19 protein-coding genes are annotated in these 23,378 nt (G+C 67.3%); 6 read left to right on the plus strand and 13 right to left on the minus strand.

The annotated features are described in order from the left end of the window. The first annotated feature begins 187 nt into the window (after positions 1–187). Entirely contained in the window at positions 188–1,396 is a 1,209-nt protein-coding gene (locus tag D6860_RS02155) for a multidrug effflux MFS transporter (protein WP_076624223.1), read from the plus strand. Between the two features lie 16 nt (positions 1,397–1,412). Here the strand turns inward: D6860_RS02155 and D6860_RS02160 are convergent, their stop codons facing one another. After that, positions 1,413–2,960: a methyl-accepting chemotaxis protein gene (locus D6860_RS02160; protein WP_076624222.1), complete on the minus strand. Its 1,548-nt coding sequence runs from the start codon at positions 2,958–2,960 to the stop codon at positions 1,413–1,415. Further along, positions 2,957–3,283 (minus strand): hypothetical protein, encoded by a 327-nt coding sequence (locus tag D6860_RS02165; protein ID WP_076624221.1) that lies wholly within the window; start codon positions 3,281–3,283, stop codon positions 2,957–2,959. Before D6860_RS02165 ends, D6860_RS02160 begins: the two co-directional genes overlap by 4 nt. Positions 3,284–3,445: 162 nt before the next feature. Between D6860_RS02165 and D6860_RS02170 the strand changes: the two genes are divergently transcribed. Both D6860_RS02170 and D6860_RS02175 read left to right on the plus strand, forming a co-directional pair. Beyond that, positions 3,446–4,660 carry an NADP-dependent isocitrate dehydrogenase gene (locus tag D6860_RS02170; RefSeq protein ID WP_076624220.1) on the plus strand — a complete coding sequence of 405 codons (1,215 nt, stop codon included), beginning with the start codon at positions 3,446–3,448 and terminating at the stop codon, positions 4,658–4,660. A gap of 247 nt (positions 4,661–4,907) precedes the next feature. Then, positions 4,908–5,528 carry a YitT family protein gene (locus D6860_RS02175; protein ID WP_076624219.1) on the plus strand — a complete coding sequence of 207 codons (621 nt, stop codon included), beginning with the start codon at positions 4,908–4,910 and terminating at the stop codon, positions 5,526–5,528. 49 nt (positions 5,529–5,577) lie between these two features. On the opposite strand, the gene D6860_RS02180 is transcribed toward D6860_RS02175, so the two are convergent. The 6 genes from D6860_RS02180 to D6860_RS02205 all read right to left on the minus strand — a co-directional run bounded on the left by D6860_RS02180 (position 5,578) and on the right by D6860_RS02205 (position 13,629). Continuing rightward, a complete protein-coding gene (locus D6860_RS02180) occupies positions 5,578–5,817 on the minus strand; it encodes an EF-hand domain-containing protein (RefSeq protein ID WP_017468165.1) in 240 nt (79 codons plus the stop codon). Between the two features lie 286 nt (positions 5,818–6,103). Then, on the minus strand, positions 6,104–6,997 hold the full coding sequence (locus D6860_RS02185; RefSeq protein WP_076624218.1) for a fructose bisphosphate aldolase: 894 nt from the start codon (positions 6,995–6,997) through the stop codon (positions 6,104–6,106). A gap of 106 nt (positions 6,998–7,103) precedes the next feature. Continuing rightward, complete coding sequence (locus D6860_RS02190; protein ID WP_017468184.1) at positions 7,104–8,456, minus strand: cytochrome P450; 1,353 nt, start codon at positions 8,454–8,456, stop codon at positions 7,104–7,106. Then, the gene (locus D6860_RS02195) at positions 8,453–9,697 is read right to left on the minus strand and encodes a hypothetical protein (protein ID WP_076624217.1); all 1,245 of its coding nucleotides are present in this window, start codon (positions 9,695–9,697) and stop codon (positions 8,453–8,455) included. The genes D6860_RS02190 and D6860_RS02195 overlap by 4 nt, the downstream gene beginning before the upstream one ends. Before the next feature lie 75 nt (positions 9,698–9,772). After that, positions 9,773–10,525: a cytochrome c biogenesis CcdA family protein gene (locus D6860_RS02200; protein WP_017470004.1), complete on the minus strand. Its 753-nt coding sequence runs from the start codon at positions 10,523–10,525 to the stop codon at positions 9,773–9,775. 161 nt (positions 10,526–10,686) lie between these two features. Further along, the gene (locus D6860_RS02205; RefSeq protein WP_076624216.1) at positions 10,687–13,629 is read right to left on the minus strand and encodes an Rne/Rng family ribonuclease; all 2,943 of its coding nucleotides are present in this window, start codon (positions 13,627–13,629) and stop codon (positions 10,687–10,689) included. Between the two features lie 491 nt (positions 13,630–14,120). On the opposite strand from D6860_RS02205, the gene D6860_RS02210 reads away from it, so the two are divergent. Continuing rightward, entirely contained in the window at positions 14,121–14,546 is a 426-nt protein-coding gene (locus D6860_RS02210; protein WP_076624215.1) for an OsmC family protein, read from the plus strand. Between the two features lie 135 nt (positions 14,547–14,681). Here the strand turns inward: D6860_RS02210 and D6860_RS02215 are convergent, their stop codons facing one another. Beyond that, a complete protein-coding gene (locus D6860_RS02215) occupies positions 14,682–15,554 on the minus strand; it encodes an NAD(P)-dependent oxidoreductase (RefSeq protein ID WP_076624214.1) in 873 nt (290 codons plus the stop codon). Between the two features lie 118 nt (positions 15,555–15,672). Here D6860_RS02215 and D6860_RS02220 point away from each other — a divergent pair, with 118 nt between their 5' ends. Together D6860_RS02220 and D6860_RS02225 are read left to right on the plus strand one after the other, a co-directional pair. Then, complete coding sequence (locus tag D6860_RS02220; protein WP_076624213.1) at positions 15,673–18,141, plus strand: penicillin acylase family protein; 2,469 nt, start codon at positions 15,673–15,675, stop codon at positions 18,139–18,141. After that, positions 18,138–19,088 (plus strand): phosphotransferase family protein, encoded by a 951-nt coding sequence (locus D6860_RS02225; protein WP_076624212.1) that lies wholly within the window; start codon positions 18,138–18,140, stop codon positions 19,086–19,088. The genes D6860_RS02220 and D6860_RS02225 overlap by 4 nt, the downstream gene beginning before the upstream one ends. Positions 19,089–19,106: 18 nt before the next feature. Here D6860_RS02225 and D6860_RS02230 read toward each other — a convergent pair whose 3' ends face one another. From D6860_RS02230 to D6860_RS02245, 4 genes are all read right to left on the minus strand, one after another. Then, positions 19,107–20,105: an FUSC family protein gene (locus tag D6860_RS02230; protein ID WP_017467233.1), complete on the minus strand. Its 999-nt coding sequence runs from the start codon at positions 20,103–20,105 to the stop codon at positions 19,107–19,109. An 87-nt stretch (positions 20,106–20,192) separates the two neighbouring features. Further along, positions 20,193–21,446 (minus strand): GTPase HflX, encoded by a 1,254-nt coding sequence (gene hflX / locus D6860_RS02235; protein WP_017467234.1) that lies wholly within the window; start codon positions 21,444–21,446, stop codon positions 20,193–20,195. Between the two features lie 17 nt (positions 21,447–21,463). Then, a complete protein-coding gene (gene hfq, locus D6860_RS02240; RefSeq protein ID WP_017467235.1) occupies positions 21,464–21,706 on the minus strand; it encodes an RNA chaperone Hfq in 243 nt (80 codons plus the stop codon). A gap of 157 nt (positions 21,707–21,863) precedes the next feature. Then, complete coding sequence (locus D6860_RS02245) at positions 21,864–23,378, minus strand: TrkH family potassium uptake protein (protein WP_076624210.1); 1,515 nt, start codon at positions 23,376–23,378, stop codon at positions 21,864–21,866.

Consider the following 23,378-nt stretch of genomic DNA (forward strand, 5'->3'; position numbering starts at 1 on the left):
TCCTGACCGCTTCACCGCTGCGTGTGGCGCGCCAGCCATGCACCCGATGCATGGCTGACTTGCCACTTACCCCAAGGGTCGAGCGGTTGTGCCGGTATACCAATTCCCGTAGCCCGACGACAACGGCGGCGCACCGGCGAGCCAAGCACGCAGCGGCACCTCCGATCACCAAGGAGACAGAGGTTTCATGCGGACTGCCCCGGGACGAGTCGAATTCATCGCGCTGCTCGCGATGCTGTTTGCCACCATCGCCTTTTCCATCGACGCAATGCTTCCCGCGCTTCCCGAGATCGGCGAGGCGCTGACGCCCACGGACCTGAACCGGGCGCAGCTTGTGGTGACGAGCTTCGTTCTCGGCATGGGCATCGGCACGTTCTTCACCGGGCCGCTGTCGGACAGTTTTGGTCGCAAGCCTGTCGTCCTTGGCGGCGCCGCGCTCTATATCGCCATGTCCGCGCTCGCCGCGCAGGCGGAATCTCTCGAGTTGTTGCTGGCCGCGCGCCTCGTTCAGGGGCTTGGCGCGGCGGGCCCGCGCGTGGTTGCACTCGCCATCGTGCGCGACCTTCACTCCGGCCGCGACATGGCGCGGATCATGTCCTTCGTGATGATGGTCTTCACGCTCTTCCCGGCGCTTGCGCCCTCGATCGGGGCCTTCATCATTCATCTCGCAGGCTGGCGCGGGATCTTCGGTGTCTTCATCTTCTTCGCGACGGTCTCGTCGCTCTGGCTCATGCTTCGCCTGCCCGAGACGCACCCTGCCGAGAAGCGACGCCCCTTCAGTTTCGCGGTGATCGGTGCGGCAACCCGCGAGCTTCTCGGTCACGAGGTCGTGCGCATTTCGATTGCCGTGCAGGCGCTTGTCTTCGCGATGCTGTTCTCGATGATCTCCACTGTGCAGCAGATCTACGACATCAGTTTCGGCCACGGCGACAGCTTTCCGCTTTGGTTCGGGGGCGTGGCGATCCTCGCTGCCTCGGGCAGCGTGTTGAACGCGACGCTGGTCATGCGGCTGGGGATGCGGTTTCTCGTGACGACCATGCTTGCGATCCAGTCGGTCATGGCCGGCATCGCGCTTGTCCTGTTCGCCTTCGGTCTGACCGGGCCGATCGGCTTCGCCGCGTTTTTGGTCTGGCAACTTTCGGTGTTCTTCCAGATGGGGCTGACCGTCGGCAACATCAACGCAATCGCCATGGAGCCGGTGGGCCATATCGCCGGCCTCGCCGCATCGGTGATCGGCGCGCTCGCCACGGTCTCGGCGGTGATCATCGCGGTTCCGAACGGACTGATGTTCGACGGCACCCCCCTGCCGCTTGCTGCCGGGATCTTCGTCGAAGCCGTGCTGGCGCTGCTGCTCATGCGTCGGCTTGCCCGGGTCGAGGCTGCGGCGGGGCGCTGAACCGGGTGATCGCGGGTCATGCCCGGCGGCGCTGGTCGGAGCTGGCGTCGGAGCCGAGTGAAAAGGCGCCCATCTCGCCCAGAAGCTCCCGCGCATGGCCGCGCAGCCGCAGTCCCATGGCGGCCATCTCTTCGCTGAGCCCCGCGGTGTCCTGCGTTTCGCTGTCGAGCCGCGACAGGGTTTCCGAGAGTTTGGCCATCTCGCCCGACTGACCGCGGCTTTCGTCGCGGATGGTCGAGATCATGCCACTGACCGCGCTTACCTCTTCGACGATTGCGGAAAGCCTGGTTCCCGCCTCGTTGACCAGCCGCGCCCCGTTCGTCACCTGCGCTTCGCTGTCCATGATGAGCGTCTTGACCCCGGCCGCGGCCTCGGACGTGCGCTGCGCAAGCTGCCGAACCTCCGAGGCGACGACGGCAAACCCCTTGCCGCTCTCCCCGGCGCGCGCAGCCTCGACCCCGGCATTCAGCGCCAGCAGGTTGGTCTGGAACGAAATGTCGTCAATCAGGTCGATGATCTTGCCAACCTCCGAGGAGCTCTTCTCGATCAGGCGCATGGCCTCGATCGCCTCGTTCGTGACCGAGCCGCCCTGCTCGGCGCTCTCGCGCGCAACGCGGGCCCGATCGGAGGCGGTGCCGGCCTGATCCGCAGTGCCGTTCAGCGCCCGCGTGATCTCGGTGATGCCGCCGGCAGCCGCGCTCAGGTCGTGGGCCTGGCGTTCGCTGCGTGCGGAAAGGTCGCCGGTGACCGCCTCAAGCGCCTGCGCTTCTTCCTCGAAGGCCGTGGCTTTGTCGGTCGCGCCGCCAAGCGCCTCCTGGAGCTGGCTGACGGCCTGGTTGAAGTCGGCGCGCAGGCCCTCGAAGGCCTCGGGCATCTCGCCACCGATCGCACACCCGAGGTCCCGGTCTGCAAGGCGATGGAGATGCCGGTTGAAAAGCGCGACCACTTCGCGCGTTTCCCGCGCAGCGGCCTCGGCCCGGGCCTGTGCCTCTGCCGCCCTGTGGCTTTCGTCGGCTATCAGCTCACGGCTTTCCTCGAGCCGCGCGGTGGCGGCATTGCGCTGCAGGATCGCCATCGTGAGAATGGCCGTTTCCATCAACACGATGCCCCCGTGAAGAGCTGTCCGCATGATGTTCTCGACCAGCTCAATCGACGGATAGACCAGTGCCGGCAGGAAGAGTGTAAACGTTGCATGGTGCAGCGCCACCAGCGCGGCGGCATAGAGCAGCACGCTGACACGGCCCATCACCGAGATCCCGGCCAGCATCACGAAATATACCATGTGCGTGTCGATCTGCCATGGATGCAGCTGGTAGACGGCCGTCAGCACCATGACCTCGGCCACGACGGAGGTTGCGATCACGTAGTCGCTGAGCCGGCTTCCGATCCGCAGTGACATGATCGCGGCACCGACCAGACCCAGCGAGGACAGCGTGCCGGGCATCGCCGAGTTGCCAAGATAGAGATCCGAGGCGACCTGGACCGGGATCAGCATGATCCCGAGCAACAGGACGAGCATGGGCTCTCGCATGGTCCGGACACGGGACAGAAGCTTGGCGATCATGAAGATACTCCGCAGAGAGAGGCAAGCGTGCGCGCGTCCCGCACGGTCCAAGCACCCAGCGCCGCAAGTCTTTCGAGCGGCACCGGCTGGTCGAAGACCGCAAGCGTTCCGAACGGTGCGGCAAGGGGCCCGACCGGCTGGCCGCCGGCGGCCAGCACCAGCGCGGCAGCGGCCTGCCCCCAGGGCGGCGCGACCACGAGCACCGGCACCCCGGGCGTGCGGACTTCGGGCCCAAGCGCCGCAACAAGGCTGCTTCCGACCCCGGCGACAAGCGCCAGCGACATGAGCAGGGCATCGAGAGAAAGGCGAACACGCGCAGACATGGCTTGCCTTTAGCAGCCATGTTCTTTCCAATTTGTTACGGGCTGCCGAAAATTCCGGCAGGCGCCGTCACATTTCGTATACCAATGCATACATATCTTTTGCTCATGGCGAATCTGGTCTAATCCGCCACTGTCAGCACATGCCAAAGGAAAGGGATCCGCATGTCCAAGATCAAGGTTGAGAACCCGATCGTCGAAATGGACGGCGACGAAATGACCCGGATCATCTGGGACTTCATCAAAAAGAAACTGATCCTGCCCTACCTTGATCTCGACCTGCTCTACTATGACCTCGGGATCGAGACGCGTGACGAAACCAACGACCAGATCACCATCGACGCCGCCGAGAAGACGAAGGAGATCGGCTGCGCCGTCAAATGCGCGACCATCACCCCCGACGAGGCGCGGGTGGAGGAGTTCGGCCTCAAGAAGATGTGGAAATCGCCCAACGGCACCATCCGGAACATCCTCGGTGGCGTGGTGTTCCGTCAGCCGATCATCTGTCGCAACGTGCCGCGGCTGGTGCCGGGATGGACCAAGCCCGTGGTCATCGGCCGGCATGCCTTTGGCGACCAGTACAAGGCCACCGACTTCCACTTCCCCGGCTCGGGCACGCTGACCATGAAGTTCGTGGGCGACGACGGCGAGGTCATCGAGCGCGAAGTCTACCAAGCCCCGTCGGCGGGCGTCTACATGGGCATGTACAACCTTGACGCTTCGATCATCGACTTCGCCCGCGCCTCGTTCAACTACGGGCTCAACATGGGCTGGCCGGTGTATCTCTCAACCAAGAACACCATCCTCAAAGCCTATGACGGGCGCTTCAAGGACCTCTTCCAGAAGGTCTACGAGGAAGAGTTCGAGGCGGCCTTCAAGCAGAAGAACATCTGGTACGAGCACCGGCTCATCGACGACATGGTCGCCTGCTGCATGAAGTGGAACGGCGGTTTCGTCTGGGCCTGCAAGAACTACGACGGCGACGTGCAGTCCGACACGGTGGCGCAGGGCTACGGTTCGCTCGGGCTGATGACCTCGCAGCTGATGACGCCGGACGGCAAGATCGTCGAGGCCGAGGCGGCGCACGGTACGGTGACCCGCCACTACCGCCAACACCAGGAGGGCAAATCGACCTCCACCAATTCGATCGCCTCGATCTTCGCCTGGACCGGTGGTCTCAAGCACCGCGCAAAGCTCGACGACAACACCGCGCTCATGGCCTTTGCCACGACGCTCGAAAAGGTCGTGGTCGAGACCGTCGAATCCGGCTGGATGACCAAGGACCTCGCGCTGCTGGTGGGGCCGGACCAGAAGTGGCTGACCACGATGGGCTTCCTCGAGAAGGTGGACGAAAACCTCAACAAGGCATTGCACGGCTGAGCCCGGGGCCGGCCGCCTTACGGCGGCCCCCCTTGTCCACGTCGTCAGCTGCGACCCGGCGTCCCGCCCTGCTCCACACCCCGAACGGAAGCTGCAAGTCTGCACAGCCAGTCGCAGCTGCGGGGCGGGCTACCGCACGATCCAACACGTACGACCGACCTTTCTCGTCCCGAAAACCCCACGGCTCAACCAAACGACGAACCCAAGATGGCTTGACGGAGCGCCAAAAGGTCAGCATGACTGCCTCATGCAGATCCTTGGTAGCCCCCCGCCCGATCGCCACACGCTTTGGGAAGACGTTCAGGCGATGCTCGTCGGCACGACGCTCGTCGCGTTGTCGATCCAGTTCCTGCGCGCATCCGAGCTGTTCACCGGCCAGATCGCCGGGCTGTCCCTAGTGGTGTCCTATCCGACCGGCCTGCCCTTCGGCGCGATCTTCTTCGTGCTCAACCTGCCGTTCTACCTTCTGGCGATCCGGCAGCTCGGCTGGCGCTTCACGATCAAGAGCTTCACCGCGGTCGCGATGATGTCGGCCATCGCAGAAGGCCTGCCGCATGTGCTTACCATCAACGAGCTGCACCCCGCGCTTGGGGCGGCACTGTCGGGGATGCTGGCGGGCGTCGGCCTGCTCATGCTGTTCCGCCACGGCGCGACGCTGGGCGGCGTCGGCATCGTGGCGCTCTGGGCGCAGGACACCAAGGGCATCAAGGCGGGGCACGTGCAGCTGGGTTTCGACCTCTGCGTCTTCACCCTTGCGCTGTTCCTCTTCGACTGGGAGCGCGTGCTCTGGTCGCTTCTGGGCGCCGTCGTGCTGAACCTCCTGATCACGGTCAACCACCGCCGCGACCGCTACATCGCACGCTCCTGACACGCCGGGTCGGACCGCCCCAGAGGGGAATCGAGGGCGGCCAGCCGTGTCAGTCCGCGCGGGAAAGCATCCCCTTTTCGCGGCCTGCCGCGACCTCGCGTTCGCTCAGAAGCCCGTCGCCGTCGCTGTCCAGGTAGAGAAAGCCCTCGGTCGTGACCTCGGGCCAGACCTCCTGAACCTCGAACACCGTCAGCACGCCGTCGCCGTTGCGATCCGCCTCGCCGAACGAGGCGGCAGCCGCCGGAAAGGCGGCGCCGATCGCGAGAAAGGTCGTCAGCGTCCTTGTCATGCGGGGTCCTTCCGCGGTCCGTGAGTGGTGGCGAGATCGCCTGTGCCCATGTTGCCGAAACCGCGCCACACGGAAAGGCGCCCACCGTGACCGGTACGAAACGCGCGGGCCCCTGCCGGAAGCCGCCGGGACCGGCGGCGGCCCGTCGCCCATGCAAATGACACAGCCGTGGATCGGCGGAGTTCCACCGGGGCCCTCGCCCACCGCAGGGGAAGAGGGGCCGCGGCAAAACAAAAGGCGCGCCGCCGAAGCGACGCGCCTTTCCGCAAGCCGGTGGTGTCTTGGCTCAGACCGAAGCCTGGTAGATCTTGTCGATGTTGCTTCCGAGCGCGGCGTTGAAGTCGTCGTCCGACTGCTTCTTCGACAGGCCCTCGGCCAGCGCGCGGCTGAAGGAAGCGATCATCTTCGGCTGCTTGGCGAGCTTCTCGCAGGCGACGTCGGTCGAGTAGCCGCCCGAGAGCGCCACCACGCGCACGACGCGCGGATGATCGGCCAGCTCGTCGTAAAGTCCGTCGACGGTCGGGATCGTGAGCTTCAGCATGACGTCGTCGCCCTCTGGCAGCGCGTCGAGATGGGTCTTGATCTCGGCCTTCAGCATCTCTTCGGCCTCGGCCTTGGTGGGCGAATTGATATCGACCTCCGGCTCGATGATCGGCACCAGACGGGCGGCGACCACGGTCTTGCCGACCTCGAACTGCTGGTCGACGATGGCCTTCACGCCCTCGGCGTTGGCTTCAAGGATGACCGAGCGTTCCTTGGTGCCGAAGATCCCGAAGGTCTCCTTGGCTTCCTTGAGCAGATCCTCGAGACCCGGCATCGGCTTCATCAGCTGAACTCCGTTTTCCTTGTCGGCAAGGCCCTTGTCGATCTTGAGGAACGGCACGACGCCGCGCTTTTCCCAAAGGTACTGGGCGGTCGGGATGCCCTCGACCTCGCCGCGCATGGTACGCTCGAAGAGGATCGCGCCGAGCACCTTGGCGTCGGTGAAATCGGGAGCGGTGATGATGCGGCTGCGCATCTTGTGGATCTCGCCGAACATCTCGGCCTCACCGTCGTATTCGTCTTCCTCGACGCCGTAGAGACGCAGTGCCTTGGGGGTCGATCCGCCCGACTGGTCGAGCGCGGCGATGAAGCCCTTGCCGGTCGCCATCTTCTCTTTCTGTGCTTCGAAAACGCTCATGAGGAACCCTCTCTCCCATGCTGTAAATGCCTGTTTGCCAAAGGCATAGACGAGTGCGCACGGGATGGGTAGGTGGCCCGGAAAGGTTTAACGCTAACGTAAACCGCTAACGTGGGTCGACGCGCAGATTGATGCCGTCGCGGGCACGTACGGTCAGGAACGCGACCGGCTCGGGCACGCGGTCGGGCAGCGCGGTGAGCTTCAGGTCACGCAAAATGAGCGACAGCATCAGCGGCCCCTCGACCATCGCGAACCCCGCCCCGGTGCAGACCCGCGGCCCGGCGGAAAACGGCATGTAGGCGTCGCGCAGGCAGGCGCGACCGTTCTCGGTGCTCCAGCGCGCGGGATCGAAGCCGTCGGGGTTGTCCCAGAGCCGCGCGTGCCGGTGTTGGTGCCACGGCGACAACACGATCTGCGCGCCCTTCGGAACGTCCCGGTCGCGGAACCGCTCCGGGCAGGTCGTCTCGCGCACCATCATCGGCACCGGCGGATAGAGCCGCAGCGCCTCGCGGAACACGTCACGCGAAAGGCGCAGCTTCGCCATGTCCCCGAAGTCGGGCGTGTCGCCGAGCACCTGCGCCTCGTCTGCCAGTCGTGCCTGCCACTCGGGGTGCGTCGCGACTAGGTAGAGCGCCCAGGCCAGCGCCGAGGCCGAGGTCTCGTGCCCCGCCAGGAAGAAGATCGCCACCTGGTCGACCATCTCTTCGGTCGAGAAGGTCTCGCCGGTCTCGGGGTCGCGGGTCGTCATGATCTTGGTGGCAAGGTCGTCGGGCGCGGTGCCCGCCGCGATCTCGGCCATGCGCCGCTCGGTCAGCTCGGTGATCAGTGCGCGAATGCGCTTCGCGGCGGCCTTCGTGTCCGAACGGAAGAAACGCGGCATCCAGCGCGGCAGCGGCACGAAGGCCGCGAGGTTCAGGATCGGCTGGGTGCGCTGGTAGGCGCGGAACTCGTGGAACACCTTCTGCGCAAGCGCGTCCTCGATGGGGATCGAGAACAGCGTGCGGAAGATGATGTCGGCGGCGGCGTGGCTGGTGTGCTCCTCGATCTCGACGACGCCGCCCGCCTGCCCGCGAAGCCGCGCCAGCGCCGCCTGCGCGGCCTCCCACATCGCGGGATATGTCTCGCGCAGGCGCCCGCCCTCGAAGGCCGGGTCGATGATGCGTCGCTGCCGCTGCCATTGCGCGCCGTTGGTCAGAAAGACCGAGTCGCCCAGCAGCGGGCGCAGCCCCTCCGATATCCGGGATGACTTCGGAAAATCGAGCGGGCGTTCCCTGAGCACGGTCCTGACCAGCTCCGGCTGGTTCACGAGATAGGAGCGGAAGAACGGCGTGCGGAACTCCGCCATCCACGCCCGGTAGAGCCGCGCCGGCTGCGCCGAGAGGATATCCTCGCGGAAGAGCTTCACGTAGCGCCGCAGCGACACCCGGTCGGGGCGCGATTTCGGTTTCGGCGGCGTCATGACGCTCGCGATACGTCTTGCGAGACGAATTTCGACACCGGCGCGTCGATGCGGCTTTTGGACGGCGGCCGGTCGGCGTAGCGGCTGGCAAGGCTGAGAGGTCCGGCCGTGATCCGGAAGTAATCGTAATCGAGCGGCCGGTCGAAGGCGCAGAGATACTGGAAGTGCAGCCGGAAGAACCGCCAGCGCAGTTCGTTCCAGCGCGCCGGGCTCAACGAGCGGGTGAACTGCGCCGAGAAGACCAGCGGCCAGCGCTTGTCGGGCGGCGCCACGCCGCTCACCGCGACCGGATCGCAGAGCGCGAAGGCGCAGCCGTCACCGGGCGCCGTGACGTCGACCCAGGTCAGCTCGGGACGCGCCGAGAGATAGGCAAGGTCCGCCCGCAGCCGGTGCGCCTCGCGCAGGAAAGAGACCATGGGCACCACCTGCCCGAGGCTCAGGAACGCCAGTCGCGGCCCGTTGGCGGGCACCCTGCCCTGGCGGATGAGATCGGCGAGAATCGACACCGCGAGATGCGCGCCCGAGCTGTGACCCACCACCAGAACCTCGTCCACCTCCGCGCCGAACGCCTCGGCGATGGTGTCGGTGAAGACCGCCATGCGCGTCTCGAGCTCGGGCGGGTTGGCGCCCCGGAACTGCGCCGAGAAGGCATAATCGTGCATGAGGTAATAGGCGAAGAGCTTTCCGTCCTTCTTCTTGAACCGGCGCAGCAGCCAGACCGCCACGGTGGCCCATGCCCCCGCGCCGAGCAGCGGCGCGAAGACCCCGATCCACGGCTGCGCAAACAGCAGCAGGGCAAAGACCGCCCAGCCCGCGAACAGCGCCAGCAGCAGTTGCAGCAACAGCATCCCCACAGGGTAGAGCGCGGCGATCACCGGCCCCTTGCGCAGCCGCATCAGCCGCCGAAGGGCGCCCGTCGCGATGTATTCCCACGCGGTGCGGACCAGTTGCAGGTAGGTGGCGGGGATCGTCGTCGACATGCTGTCGCGCACGATGTCGGACCAGACGAGCACCTCGACATCGGCCTCGACATCGGCGCCATCCATGGACCCGGTGACATGCCAGCCGTAGCGACCCCCGGTCGCTTTCGGTTTCAGCCCGATCTCGTAGCCCGAGATCGCCGCCTGCGCCGCGCCCTCCTTGCGGTAGAGCTCGCGGTAGCGGCGCGGATGGATGGGGTCGTAGCCGGGGATGTAGAACACCCGGCGCCGTCTGATCTCCTGCCCGTCCAACGGCTCCATGACCCCTGCTCCTGCGCTTTTCCGCAAGCTTGCTTAACAGATCATGAGGGCAAGACTAAGGCAGCCCTGCGCGCGTCAGCCGAGTTCGCCGAGCGCCGGGAAGGTCTCGAGCAGCCAGAAGGAAAAGGCCGAGAATGCGCCCGTGAGCAGCGCGAGACCGACCGCGATGAGCAGCAGGCCCATGACCTTCTCGATCAGCCCCATGTGGCGCTTGAGCCGGTTCATCACGCCCATCGCCCGGCTGAGGAACACCGCCGCCAGCAGGAACGGCAGGCCCAGCCCGGCGGCGTAGACCGCGAGCAGCGCGGTGCCGCGCGCGACCGAGGTTTCCGATGCCGCCATCGATAGGATCGCGCCGAGCTGCGGCCCGATGCAGGGCGTCCAGCCGAAGGCGAAGGCGAGCCCCAGCAGGTAGGCACCGAAGGCCGAGCCTCCGGTATCGCCGGTCTCGATGCGAGCTTCGCGGTCAAGAAACGGAATGCGGAAGACGTGCAGGAAATGCAGGCCGAAGACGATCACCACAACGCCGGAGATCCGCGCCAGAAGCACCTGGTTCTGCAGGAAGAACATGCCCAGCCACGAGGCGGTGAAGCCAAGCAGCACGAAGACCGTGCTGAGCCCCAGCACGAAGAACAGCGCCGCGAGAAAGGCGCGCAGCCGGGCCCGGCCCCCCGCTTCCATCTCGGCGATGCTCACCCCCGACATGAAGGCAAGGTATGGCGGCACGATGGGCAGCACGCAGGGGCTGAGGAACGAGACAATCCCGGCGGCGAGCGCCACGAGCATCGCCGGCAGAAGACTGGCGTCTATGAGGTCGATTCCGAACATATGCTCTCGATAGAAGATACCGACGCCCGCGTCACGCGGCGCAGCGTCACATCCTCGTTGCCCCCGTTGGCGCGCGGGTTTCCGGACACAGCCCCCGGGGCCGACACGAAAAAGCCCCGGCGCGGGGCCGGGGCTTCCTGGTGTTCAGCATGTGGGGGCGATCAGAGACCGACCGACCACCAGCCGCGCCGCTTGGGCTTGCCGTCGTCCTTGTCCTCGCCGGCGGTTTCCGCGACCGGCTCGGGCTGACGCTCTTCCTCGGGCGCAGGCGCGCTCTCGGTCGCCTCTTCCGCCGGTTGCGGCGTCTCGGCCGGCTCCTCGGCTTCCTCGGCGGGTGCGGCTGCCTCCGGCTCGGCGGGCGCGTCTTCCGACGCAGGCTCGACGGCCGGTGCCTCCGCTTCCGGCGCAGGTTCGACTGCCGGAGCTTCCGCTGCCGGTGCCGCGACCTCCTCGGCCGCCTCCGGCTCGGGGTCCGCAACAGGTGCGGGCTCAGGCTCTGCTTCAGGCTCGGGCGCTTCGCTCACCTCGGCGGCAGGCGCTTCGGGCACGACCTCGGCGGTAGGCTCGGCCACCGGCGCGGCAGTTTCCTCGACCGCAGATGCGGGCGCGGCGTCGGCTGCGGGCGCGTCCGAAGCGTTCTCGGTCGCTGCCTCGGTTTCGGCCTTTGCAGGCTTCCGCGAGCGGCTGCGCGACCGGCTGCGCTTGGGCTTGGCAGGAGCCTCTTCCTCGGCGGCGGGCGCCTCGCCACTGGCGTCGGAGCTTGCCTCCACCGGCGCATCCGCAGCGGCTGCGACCGGCTCGGCAGGGGTTTCGCCCTTGTCCTTGGCCGTCTCTGCCGGCGCCTGCTCGGTCTTGTCCTCGGAGCCCTTGTCTTCGCCATTGGGGGCGGAGTCGTCACCGTTCTGGCCGTTCTCGCCGTTGTCCTTGTTCTTGGACCGCGAGCGACGGCGACGACGACGACGCTTCTTGGGCTTGCCCTCGTCCTCGCCTTCGGCCTCGGGGGCCGGCGCGGCGGCCTCGGCCACGGGTGCGGGCGCCTCCTCGGGGTCGACCTCTTCCGCCTCGGCGCTGTCCTCGTCGATCTGGTCCATCAGCGAGGTGTCGACCGACACGACCGGCGCGACCACCTCGGGCACGTTCCGGGTCGCCGTCTTGAACTTCTCCATGGTGAAGTCGGGCGAGACCAGCGCGGTGTCACCTTCGATCCGCACGGCCATGCCGTAGCGGGCCTCGATCATGGCGACGTGTTCGCGCTTCTGGTTCATCAGGTAGTTCGCGATGCCGACCGGGCACTTCACCAGAACCTCGCGCGAACGGCGGCGGGTGCCCTCTTCCTCGATCTGGCGCAGGATGTTCAGCGCCATGTTGTCGTCGGAGCGGATGAGACCGGTGCCGTGGCACGCGGGACACGGCTGGGTCGTCGCCTCGATCATGCCGGGGCGCAGACGCTGGCGCGACATCTCGAGCAGGCCGAAGCCCGAGATCCGGCCCACCTGGATGCGGGCACGGTCGGTCTTGAGCTTGTCCTTCAGCTTCTTCTCGACGGCGGTGTTGTTCTTCCGCTCGTCCATGTCGATGAAGTCGATGACGATCAGGCCGGCAAGGTCGCGCAGACGCAGCTGGCGCGCCACTTCCTCGGCGGCCTCGAGGTTGGTCTTGAGCGCAGTCTCCTCGATGGAGCCCTCTTTGGTCGCCCGGCCCGAGTTCACGTCGATCGCGACCAGCGCCTCGGTCACGCCGATGACGATGTAGCCGCCGGACTTGAGCTGCACGGTCGGGTTGAACATCGAGCTGAGGTAGCTCTCGACCTGGTAGCGCGCGAAGAGCGGCATCGGGTCGACGTAATGCTTCACGTTCTTCGCGTGGGACGGCATGATCATCTTCATGAAGTCCTTGGCGATGCGGTAGCCCTTCTCGCCCTCGACGTGAACCTCGTCGATCTCGCGATTGTAGAGGTCGCGGATCGAGCGCTTGATGAGGTCGCCTTCCTCGTAGATCTTGGCGGGCGCGACCGACTTGAGCGTCAGCTCGCGGATCTGCTCCCACAGACGCTGAAGATATTCGTAGTCGCGCTTGATCTCGGTCTTGGTGCGCTTGGCGCCCGCGGTGCGGATGATCAGCCCCGCGCCCTTCGGCACGTCGATCTCCTGCGCGATCTGCTTGAGCTTCGAGCGGTCGGTGGCGTTGGTGATCTTGCGCGAGATGCCGCCGCCACGGGCGGTGTTCGGCATCAGCACGCAGTAGCGACCCGCCAGCGACAGGTAGGTGGTCAGCGCGGCACCCTTGTTGCCCCGCTCTTCCTTGACGACCTGCACCAGCATGATCTGGCGCACCTTGATGACTTCCTGGATCTTGTACTTCCGGGCGCGCGGCTTGCGGCGCGGACGGATCTCTTCCTCGGTGTCGTCATCGGCGACCGACTCGATGCTGTCGTCCCGGGGATCGCTGTCGCCGTCATCGTCGTCGCAGTCGTCGCCCTCGTCCGAGACATCCCGCGCGGCGGGCTGCGCCTCGGCGGCGGGCGCCGTTTCGGTGCCGGCGTCGCTGTCGTTCGCCGGAGCCGGATCGGCCACGGGGGCGTCGGCCGCGCCTGCGGCGATGGTGTCCTCGACGACGTCGAGCGGCGTGTCACCGGCGCCCTCGGTCTCGAGGTCGATGGTCTCCATCCCCTTGATCTCGGAGACGTCCGCGCTGGCGGTCTTGTCGTCGTTGCCGGCGGTCTCGGCCTTGGAGCGCGAGCGCGACCGGCGCGACCGCGACTTGGAGGACCGCGAGCGCGACTTTTCCTTGTCGTTCTCGTCGTCGTCCTCGGCGGCGAGTGCGGCTTCTTCCTCCATCAGGGCCTGACGGTCCGCGACGGGGATCTGGTAGTAATCCGGGTGGATTTCAGAGAAGGCGAGGAAGCCGTGGCGGTTGCCGCCGTAATCGACGAAGGCGGCCTGGAGCGAGGGCTCCACGCGGGTGACCTTCGCGAGATAGATGTTGCCGGCTAGCTGACGCTTGTTCTCCGATTCGAAGTCGAATTCCTCGACCTTGTTTCCGTCGACCACCACGACGCGGGTTTCCTCCGCGTGGGTGGCGTCGATGAGCATTTTCTTTGCCATGTTGTCCGTCTGCACGGCGCGACGACGCCCTCCCCTGGCGGGTGAAGACGTGAGGCGGCGTGGCTTGTCTGGGCGAGTTGCGGCGCGCAGGCACGGGAAGACGCTCTGTCTTCGCCCGGGTGCCTCCATTGCGTCGCACGCTTCATCGCGGTTCTTCTCCGACGCTTGCACGGTGCGTCCGTGTAGCGCCTGTTTGCAGCCCGTCGCCTGAGCGGTCCGGGCGGTCTTCGGGTGGCCTTGCGGCCCGATCGGTCTGTTCCGGGTCCTTGAAGGGGACGCGCCGGAACAGCGAAACTCTCTGTGGCCTCTCGCAGGGCGGAGGTCCGGCGTTCAGCATAAAGGATCATCTGTGGAAAACACAATATGGAATGTGCGTCCGCGCGCAACATGTCCAAGGGTGTCCCGCCGGGTGCAACCGCAGCCGCACTGACGCGTTGAGGGACCAAGCGCCCGCATCGCGGGCGATCACCGAAACCGAAAAGGAGCACGACATGATCCAGAAAAAAGGGTCCGCGAACTGGAAAGGCAGCCTGACCGAGGGCACCGGCACGATCTCGACGGAGTCGCGCGTTCTGGAGAACGTGAACTACGGCTTCAAGAAGCGCTTCGAGGGCGAGCCGGGCAGCAACCCCGAAGAGCTGATCGGCGCGGCGCACGCGAGCTGCTTCTCAATGGCACTGAGCATGATCCTCGGCGAGGCGGGTTTCACCGCCGATGACATCTCGACCGAGGCCACCGTGTCGCTCGAGAAGAACGACGACGGGTTCGCCGTCACCAAGAGCCACCTCGACGTGAAGGCCTCGGTGCCGAACGCCACCGCGGCGGATTTCGACAAGGCCGCGCAGACCGCCAAGGAGAACTGCCCGATCTCGAAGCTGCTCGACACCGAGATCACGATGAAGGCAGAACTGGTCTGAGACCGCATTCCGGGAGGGGGCTCTGCCCCCGTCGCGCGCCGGGGCGCGCGCCTCCCCCGGGATATTTCCAGCCAGAAGAAACGCGCGCCCGGCACTGAGCGGGGCGCGCGTTTTTTCATCGGAGCGGCGGTGAGCTCAGCCGAGCGCCTTGAGCCGCTTGATGAGCGAAGAGGTGTCCCAGCGGCCGCCGCCCATGTTCTGCACGTCCTTGTAGAACTGGTCGACCAGAGCGGTGACCGGAAGCGAGGCGCCGGTCTCCTCGGCGGTGGCGAGGCAGATGGCGAGGTCCTTGCGCATCCAGTCCACCGCGAAGCCGTGGTCGAACTCGTCGTCGAGCATGGTCTCGAAGCGGTTGACCATCTGCCACGAGCCGGCGGCGCCGCCACCGATGACCTCGACCACCGCGCGGCCGTCGATGCCGGCCTTCTCGGCAAAGGCCAGCCCCTCGGACAGGCCCTGCACCAGGCCCGCGATGCAGATCTGGTTGACCATCTTGCACTTCTGGCCGGCCCCCGTGTCGCCGATGCGCTTGCAGAGCTTGGAATAGGCGTCGATCAGCGGCGCGGCACGGTCGTATTGCGCCTGCTCGCCGCCGCACATCACCACGAGCTGGCCGTTCTCGGCCCCGGCCTGCCCGCCCGACACCGGCGCATCGACGAAGCCCGCGCCGCGCGCGGCGGCGATCTCGGCAAGCTCGAGCGTCACCATCGAGCTGACGGTGGTGTGATCGACGAAGACCGTGCCCTCGGCCATGCCCGCGAAGGCGCCGTCGTCGCCGAGGCAGACGCTGCGCAGGTCGTCGTCGTTGCCGACGCAGGCCATCACGAACTCGGCGCCCTCGGCCGCCTCTCGAGGGGTCAGCGACAGCGTGCCGCCGTGCTCGGCCACCCAGGCTTCGGCCTTGGCGGAGGTTCGGTTGTAGACGGTGACGTCGTGGCCGGCGGCCACGAGGTGACCGGCCATCGGATAGCCCATCACACCCAGACCGAGGAATGCGCATTTCGCCATGGTTCAAGCTCCCGTTATCGCTGTCGTTGGCGGGACTGTCGCCCGGGTCCCGCCCCTTGGCAAGGGGGCGGCGGCGCGGTAATCCCGCACGAAGACCGAGGACAGCGGGGCACTCCTGATGGCATTTCTATTCCGGTGGCTTCTCAGGCTTGCCTCCGCGGCGATCGTTCTGGCGGTCATCGCGGTGGTGCTGGTCTACTACCTCGCCGCCCGCTCGCTTCCCGACTACGACAAGACGCTCGCGGTGGCGGGCACCGACGGCGAGATAGAAATCGTACGCGACAACTCGGCGGTGCCGCATATCTTCGCGGGGTCCGACGACGATGCCTTCTACGGGCTGGGCTACGCCCACGCGCAGGACCGTCTGTGGCAGATGGTGCTGCTGCGGCGCACCGTGCAGGGGCGCCTTTCCGAGGTGTTCGGCCGCCGCACGCTCGACACCGACATTCTCATGCGCCGGCTCGACCTCTACCCGCTGGCGACGCGCTCGGTCGCGGCGCAGGACCCCGAGACCCGGGCCGCGCTGCGCGCCTACGCCGCCGGGATCAACGCCCGCATCACCGAGATCAACGAGCAGAGCCTCGGCCGCGGCGCGCCCGAGTTCTTCCTCTTCAACGCGCCCATCGCGCCGTGGCAGCCCGCCGACAGCATCGCGCTGGTCAAGCTCATGGCGCTGCAGCTGTCCGGCCAGTTCCGCGACGAGATCCTGCGCGCCCGCACCTCGCTGCTGCTGCCCGACCCCGAACGGCTGGCCGACATCCTGCCCGACATCCCCGGCGACGGAACCGCCGCCCTGCCCGACTACGCGAGCCTGCTTCCCGGCGCGACCATGCCGCGTTACGCCAGCGCCCCGGCCACCGACCACACGGCGCTGTCGCCGGTGCCCGAGCGCGGCATGGCCGGCGCCTCGAATGCCTGGGCCGCCGCACCCGACCGCTCGGCCGGTGGCGGCACGCTGCTCGCCAACGATCCCCACCTTGGCTACACCGCACCCTCGACATGGTATCTCGCACGGCTGCAACTGCAGTCGGGCGACGTGATCGGCGGCACCATCCCGGGCATTCCGGCGGTGATGCTGGGCCGGTCCAAGCGGCTCGCCTGGGGGATCACCTCGTCGTATCTCGACGACCAGGACCTGCACATCGAAGAGCTGAACCCCGACAACCCCGAGCAATACCGCACCCCCGACGGCTGGAAACGCTTCGAGACGCGCCGCTCGATCGTCGAGATCCGCGACGCGGCGCCGGTCACCGTCACCCTGCGCTGGACCGACAACGGCCCGGTGCTGCCACGCTCGCGCTTCGAGCTCGAGACGATCACGCCGCCGGGTCACGTGGTCAGCATGAGCTGGACCGCGCTTTCCGACGAAGACAGCTCGATGAGCGGTGCTCTGAAGCTCATGCAGGCGGGAAGCGTCGAAGAGGCCTTCGAGGCCTCGAAGGCTTACGTCGCGCCTTCGCAGATGCTCACGGTGATGGACCGCGAGAGCGTCGGGCTGAAGCTGGTGGGCGCCATGCCGCGCCGCGATCCCGCGCATCAGAGCCAGGGCCGCATCCCCTCGCCCGGCTGGATCGAGGCGAACCGCTGGCAGGGCACCCTGCCCGAGGCGGACCACCCGTCGTGGATCGACCCGTCGGGCGGCATCGTCGGCAACACCAACAACAAGGTCGTCGACCGGCCCTTTCCGCTGCACGTCAGCTACAACTGGGGCGATAGCCAGCGCGTGATGCGCTGGCGGCAGCTGATGCAGGGACGCGAGGTGCACACCCGCGACAGCTTCATCGAGGCGCAGCTCGACACGGTGTCCCCGGCCGCGCGCACGCTGCTGCCGCTCATCGGCCGTGACCTGTGGTACACCGGCGAGGCCGCGGCAGAGGGCACCCCCGAGCGCCAGCGGGCCCGGGCGCTCGACCTGCTGGCCAACTGGAACGGCGAGATGAACGAGCATCTGCCCGAGCCGCTGATCTATGCCGCCTGGGTCCGCGCCCTTCAGGACCGGTTGATCCGCGACGAGCTGGGGCCGCTCGCCAACGACTACGACCACGTGGAGCCGCTGTTCATCGAGCGCGTCTTCCGCAACGTCGACGGCGCCGGCAAATGGTGCGACGTGATCCGCTCGGTGGCGGTGGAAAGCTGCAGCGACATCGCCCGCATGGCGCTTGACGACGCGCTGGTGTGGATCGGCGAGCGCTACGGGACGGCGCTGGAATCGCTGCGCTGGGGCGACGCGCACCAGGCGCTGCACAAGCATGCAGTGCTCGGCGATATCCCGGTGCTGCGCTACTTCGTGAACATCCGGCAAAGCACCTCGGGCGGGGATTTCACGCTCGAGCGCGGGGTGAGCTCCGGCAAGGGAGACGATCCGTTCCTGAGCGTGCACGGCGCCACCTATCGCGGGGTCTATGATTTCGCCGATCCCGACTCGTCGGTCTTCGTGACCTCGACCGGGCAGTCCGGGCACTTCCTGTCCCGGCATTACGACGATCTCGGAACGCTCTGGCGGCGCGGCGAATACATCCCGATGTCGCTCGACGCGGATCTTGCGCGGGCGGCGTCGATCGGGGTCACGCGCCTCGTGCAGGAATGACGAACGCGGCGGACGACAGCACGAAAATCACCAAGGAGGCGGCCCGTGCGCAGGCGCGTGCCGCGCTGGCCCACCGCTATCCCGGCATGCAATGGGGGCTCGGCTGCCTGAAGAACGCCGCCGGCCCGCTCGAGGCGCAGGTGTTCTGCGCGGCTCAGCCGGAGCAGAGGCTGGTCGTCAAGGTCTACGCGCCCGCCGAAGGCGCCCGCGCACGGGCACAGGCCGAGCGGCAGCGTGCCGTGGCCGCCGCGCTGCCTGGCGGCGCGCCGGAGGTTCTGTTCCTTGACGAGGCACGCGGGGTGCTGGCGATGGATTACGCCGACGGCCCCGTGCTTTCGGCACTCTGGCCGGTGCTCTCGGGTCGGGAGCGGCTGGCGCGGCTGGAGGAGGCCGGGCGCTGGCTCGCCGCGTTCCATGGCACGACCGCGCGTTCCCATCCGTTCCGCCCCAAGGGGCAGATCGCCTGGCTGCACCGGCTGTTCGACTGGCACGCCGAGGGCACCCGGGCCTTTCCCGAGGTCGAGGCCTTTCGATCGGACGTGGCCGGCATGGAGATCATGGCCCGCGAGGTGCGCGGCACGCCCGCGCGGCGCGCCGTCACCCATCGCGACCTGCACTTGTCCAACATCGTGGCCACGCAGGGCGGTCTCGTCGGACTGGACTTCGAGAACGCGAAGGAGGACGAACCGCTGCGCGATCTCGTCTGGCTCCTGATCGACGCCATGGTCCTTGCGCCGGAAGACGACGACCCGGCGCCGCTCGCGGCCGCCCTCGCCCGGGGCTACGGCCCGACCGGGACCACACCGGAGGCGCTGCTGTTCCTGCAGAGGTTGTTCGCGCTGGGAATCTGGGCGGCCACGCCCGCTGCCCCGTCGCGCCGACAGGCGGCCCGCTACCTTGCCGCACGGCGGATCATGGCCGTGAAGGATAAGCTCTTCGCGCCCTGAGCCGCGCGGCTCCTGCCGCTACTGCTTCGGCGAGGTGATCTCGCGCAGTGCATTGGGCTTCAGCACGGCAAGCACCCCGGCGGCAACAAGGCCAAGCACCAGCGTCATGAGGCTCGCGAGGATCACCGTTTCGATGCGCGCCTCGGCCAGCATGTCCACGTCCGAGATCATCGAGAGCGCCTCGAGAATGGTGAAGGTCAGCAGCGTGACACCAATGAACGAGCTGCGCGGAATGAAGCGGAAGGCCAGCGGGAACGCGGCCACGGCGAGAAGCACGGTCACCGCCGTCGGCGGCGACAGCTGCGACAGCGCAACCGAGGCGAGCGCCCCCACCAGTGTCGCCAGCGTCCGCTTGAGGCTGCGCGAGAACACCGCGCCATAGGGTGGCATCGACAGGATCACGAAGGTCAGCGGCAGCCAGAAGCCGTGGTCGTCGAACAGCTGGCCACCGAGCCAGACCGCAGAGACCAGCCCGATGCCGAAGACCACGCCGAAGGTCACGCTGTAGACACGGCTCTGGGCGGTCAGCGCCGCAGGCGTTCCGGCCCGGCCCAGCAGCACGGTGACCGAGACGCTCCAGACCATGCCGGCAAGGTAGAGGACGAAAAGCTGCGGCAGGTTGTCGTCAGGGATGATCGGCGCGGTGAACAGGGTCCAGGTCAGCAGCGCGCGCATTGCCGGGCGCGCAAGCTGGTGATGCGAGGCGATGGCGGTCATCACCGACAGGCAGCCCGCGACCAGAAGCGCCATGACCGGATCGCCGATTGCCACCATCCCCGCAAGACCCGTGGTCATCGTGGCGAGCAGCGCAACCAGCCCGCCGCCCTCGCGGCTGGCAAGGTGCGCCGGCATCGAGGCGGCAAAGGCCGCCATGCCGGCCACGCCGAAGAACCAGACCGCGACCGCCGGCGGGACGACCACGGCAAGCACCATCGTCGCCACGTCGCGCCACTTCATCGGCTGCGGGCCGTCGATGAACCAATCGAGGGATTTGGAAAGGCCGGGGTCCCGGGCCATGACGCGCACTCCATGCCCGTGTCGACGCAGGCGATCTAGTGCCCCCCGCCCCGGCGTCCAGAGCCGGAGCGGCGAAATCCGCCGGGATCAGAGCGTTTCGAACTGTGCCCGGTCCTTGGCGGTCCAGCGCACCTTCACGACGAAGCCGTCTTCGTCCTGGTGCTCGTGCTGGACGAGACCCTTGTTGAAGAGCCACGAGCGGCGGCGGCCATCGTCGAAGGCAAGCCGCAGCTCTTCCTCGACGGTCTCGCCCTGCAGCCGTTCGGTGACCTCGGCCAGCATCTCCTGCAGGCCCTCGCCGGTCAGCGCCGAGACGGCAAAGACGTCCTCCTCGCGCGCGGCCCGGGTCAGGATCGCGTCGCGGCTCTCGCCATCGAGAAGGTCGACCTTGTTCCAGACCTCGAGCAGCGGCACCTCTTCATCGACGCCGAGCGACTTCATGATTGCATCGACATCGGCGGCCTGCTCGGTGGTGTTCGGGTGCGAGATGTCGCGCACGTGCAGGATGATGTCGGCGGCCAGCACCTCTTCGAGCGTGGCGCGGAAGGCCGCGACCAGCTCGGTCGGCAGGTCGGAGATGAAGCCCACCGTGTCCGACAGGATGACCTCGATGCCCGTAGGCAGGCGCACCGCCCGCATGGTCGGGTCGAGCGTGGCGAAGAGCATGTCCTTGGCCATGACCTCGGCCCCGGTCAGCCGGTTGAACAGCGTCGACTTGCCGGCGTTGGTGTAGCCCACCAGCGCGACGATCGGGAAAGGCACCTTGGCACGCGCCTTGCGGTGCAGGTCGCGGGTCTTGACCACCCGGTCGAGCTGCCGGCGCAGCCGCACGAGCTGCTCGTCGATGGCACGGCGGTCGGCCTCGATCTGGGTTTCGCCGGGGCCGCCGACGAAGCCAAGCCCGCCCCTCTGACGTTCAAGGTGGGTCCAGGCCCGCACCAGCCGGGTGCGCTGGTAGGACAGATGCGCCATCTCGACCTGCAGCACACCCTCGCGGGTGGCGGCACGGTCCGAGAAGATCTCGAGGATCAGCCCGGTCCGGTCGAGAAGCTTCACTTTCCAGGCCTTCTCGAGGTTGCGCTGCTGCACCGGGGTCACCGGGCCGTCGACCAGCACAAGCTCGATCTCGTCGGCCTTGAGCTGCTCGGCGAGTTCCTCGATCTTGCCGGAACCGAACAGCGTGCCGGGGTGCGGATCGCGCAATGGCACGACGGCACCGCCCGCAACCTCGAGGTCCGGGAGCGCGGCCGCAAGGGCCATCGCCTCTTCAAGCGCCATCTCCGCATCGCGGCGGTCGCGGTCGGAGCGAATGTCGGGATGCAGGACCCAGGCGCGGGTCACATGCGGGTCATGTTCTCTCAATCGTTGCCGCCATCGCCATCGTAGAGGTTGATCGGCTGCGACGGCATGATCGTCGAGATCGCGTGCTTGTAGACAAGCTGCGACTGGCCATCACGGCGCAGCAGCACGCAGAAATTGTCGAACCACGTGATGACGCCCTGAAGCTTCACCCCGTTGATGAGAAAGACTGTGACGGGAACCTTGGTTTTGCGGACATGATTGAGGAATGCGTCCTGAAGGTTTTGTCTGTCCGAAGCCATTGAAATTGCCTTTGTTCTTGCCCTTTTGCCGCAGTGCGGCCTTCCCTCTGTCGAGCGAGTATGTAACGCGGTTTACGGAACTTCCAGCGGAAAATCCGGTCTTTGCCCAAATCCCGGGCGGTGGGTTGCCCGTTGGTCAGACCGCAGGCAAAGCCCCTCAGTCCCGCCAGAGACCCGGTGTCAGGAGCGCGATGATCGCGAGCAGTTCCAGCCGCCCGAGAACCATCGCCGCGCAGAGCGTCAGCTTGGCCCCGATCCCGAGCGCGCCCAGATCCACGGGCACCTCGGCGGCGGCCTGGATCAGCGGGCCGCAGTTGGTCAGCCCGGCGATGGTCAGCACCATGGCGTTCTCGAAGTCGAGCCGGAACAGGCTGAAGACCAGCGACAGCGCCGCGATCGACATGGCGAACATCATGAAGAACACCCACGCGACGAAGGCCCCGTGCCGCCGCATCCGCCGCGCCATGACGCCCGAGTGGCCGACCGAGTGCGGATGCACCAGCCGTTCGAGCTCGCGCTTGCCGGCGAGAAACAGCGCGTAGATCCGCAGCAGCTTCACCCCGCCCGCCGTGGTCGCCACGCCGCCGCCGATGATCGTGAGCCCCATCAGGATCAGCCCCGGCGTCGCCAGTCCCGACCAGCCCTGCGCCTGCGCCCAGTCGGCGCTTTCGAAGCCGGTGGTCGACAGGAACGACAGCGCCGTGAAGACCCCGCCCCAGAGCGCCCGGAAGCCGAGCAGCCAGTTCTGCTCCTCGCCGACCTCGAAGGACGCGATCCAGTGCCGCAGGAACAGCACCGCCGGAACCAGGATGGCGATGGACAGGCCCATCCGGAACTCCGGATCCTCGCGCAGCCCCGGCCGGTAGGAGGTGCCGGTGTCGCCCGAGAAGGTGAGCCGCGACAGCGCGAAGAACAGGAAGCAGAAGATGATCATCTCGCCCGCGACGCCCGAGCCCGCGTTCATCGGCCCGCCCACCGGCGAGATGCCCGAGGTCGCCATGGTCGACATCGCATGGCTGATGGCCACCAGCGGCGAATCCCCGGCGATCATCAGCATGATCCAGAGCGCCAGCGTCAGCGCCGCGTAGATCGGCACCAGCAGCCGCGACGAGGCCCCGAGCCGCTCGGCCGGGTCCGACATGTCGCGCCGCACCGCGCCGGCATCGACCGCCTGCCCCGGCTCGCCGCGGGCGGTGATCTCGAAGCCGCCGAGCGTCAGTGGCGCGAGGATCGCCGCCGCCGCCACCCACATCAGCAGCCCGCCCATCCAGCCGACCTGCGCCCGCCAGAGATGCTCGGCCGACGACAGCCGCCCCGGCTCGAACAGCGTGGCGCCGGTGGTGGTCAGGCTCGAGACCATCTCGAAGAAGGCATTGAGGAAGGTCGTCGTCCGCACCGCCTCGTGGAAGGGCACCGCCAGCATCGCCGGCAGCAGCACGAAGGCCGCCATGAGCGCGACGAGCTGGCGCGAAGCGGACTTGTTGTGGCGCCGGGTCGCCTGCGCGATGGCGATGAGCGCGGTCAGCACCATCCCGACGATACCGGCGTAGAAGAAGCTGCGGGCGTCGTGGAATTCCTCTTCCGCGAGCGCCACCGCCGCCGGGACGATCATCGAGGCACTGGCGATCCCGGTCAGCAGCAGGATCAGGGGCATGCGGTAGAGCGCGCGCAT

Origin of the sequence: Salipiger sp. D13, from assembly GCF_003703915.1 — a bacterium.
Classification (GTDB): Bacteria; Pseudomonadota; Alphaproteobacteria; order Rhodobacterales; family Rhodobacteraceae; genus Salipiger; species Salipiger profundus.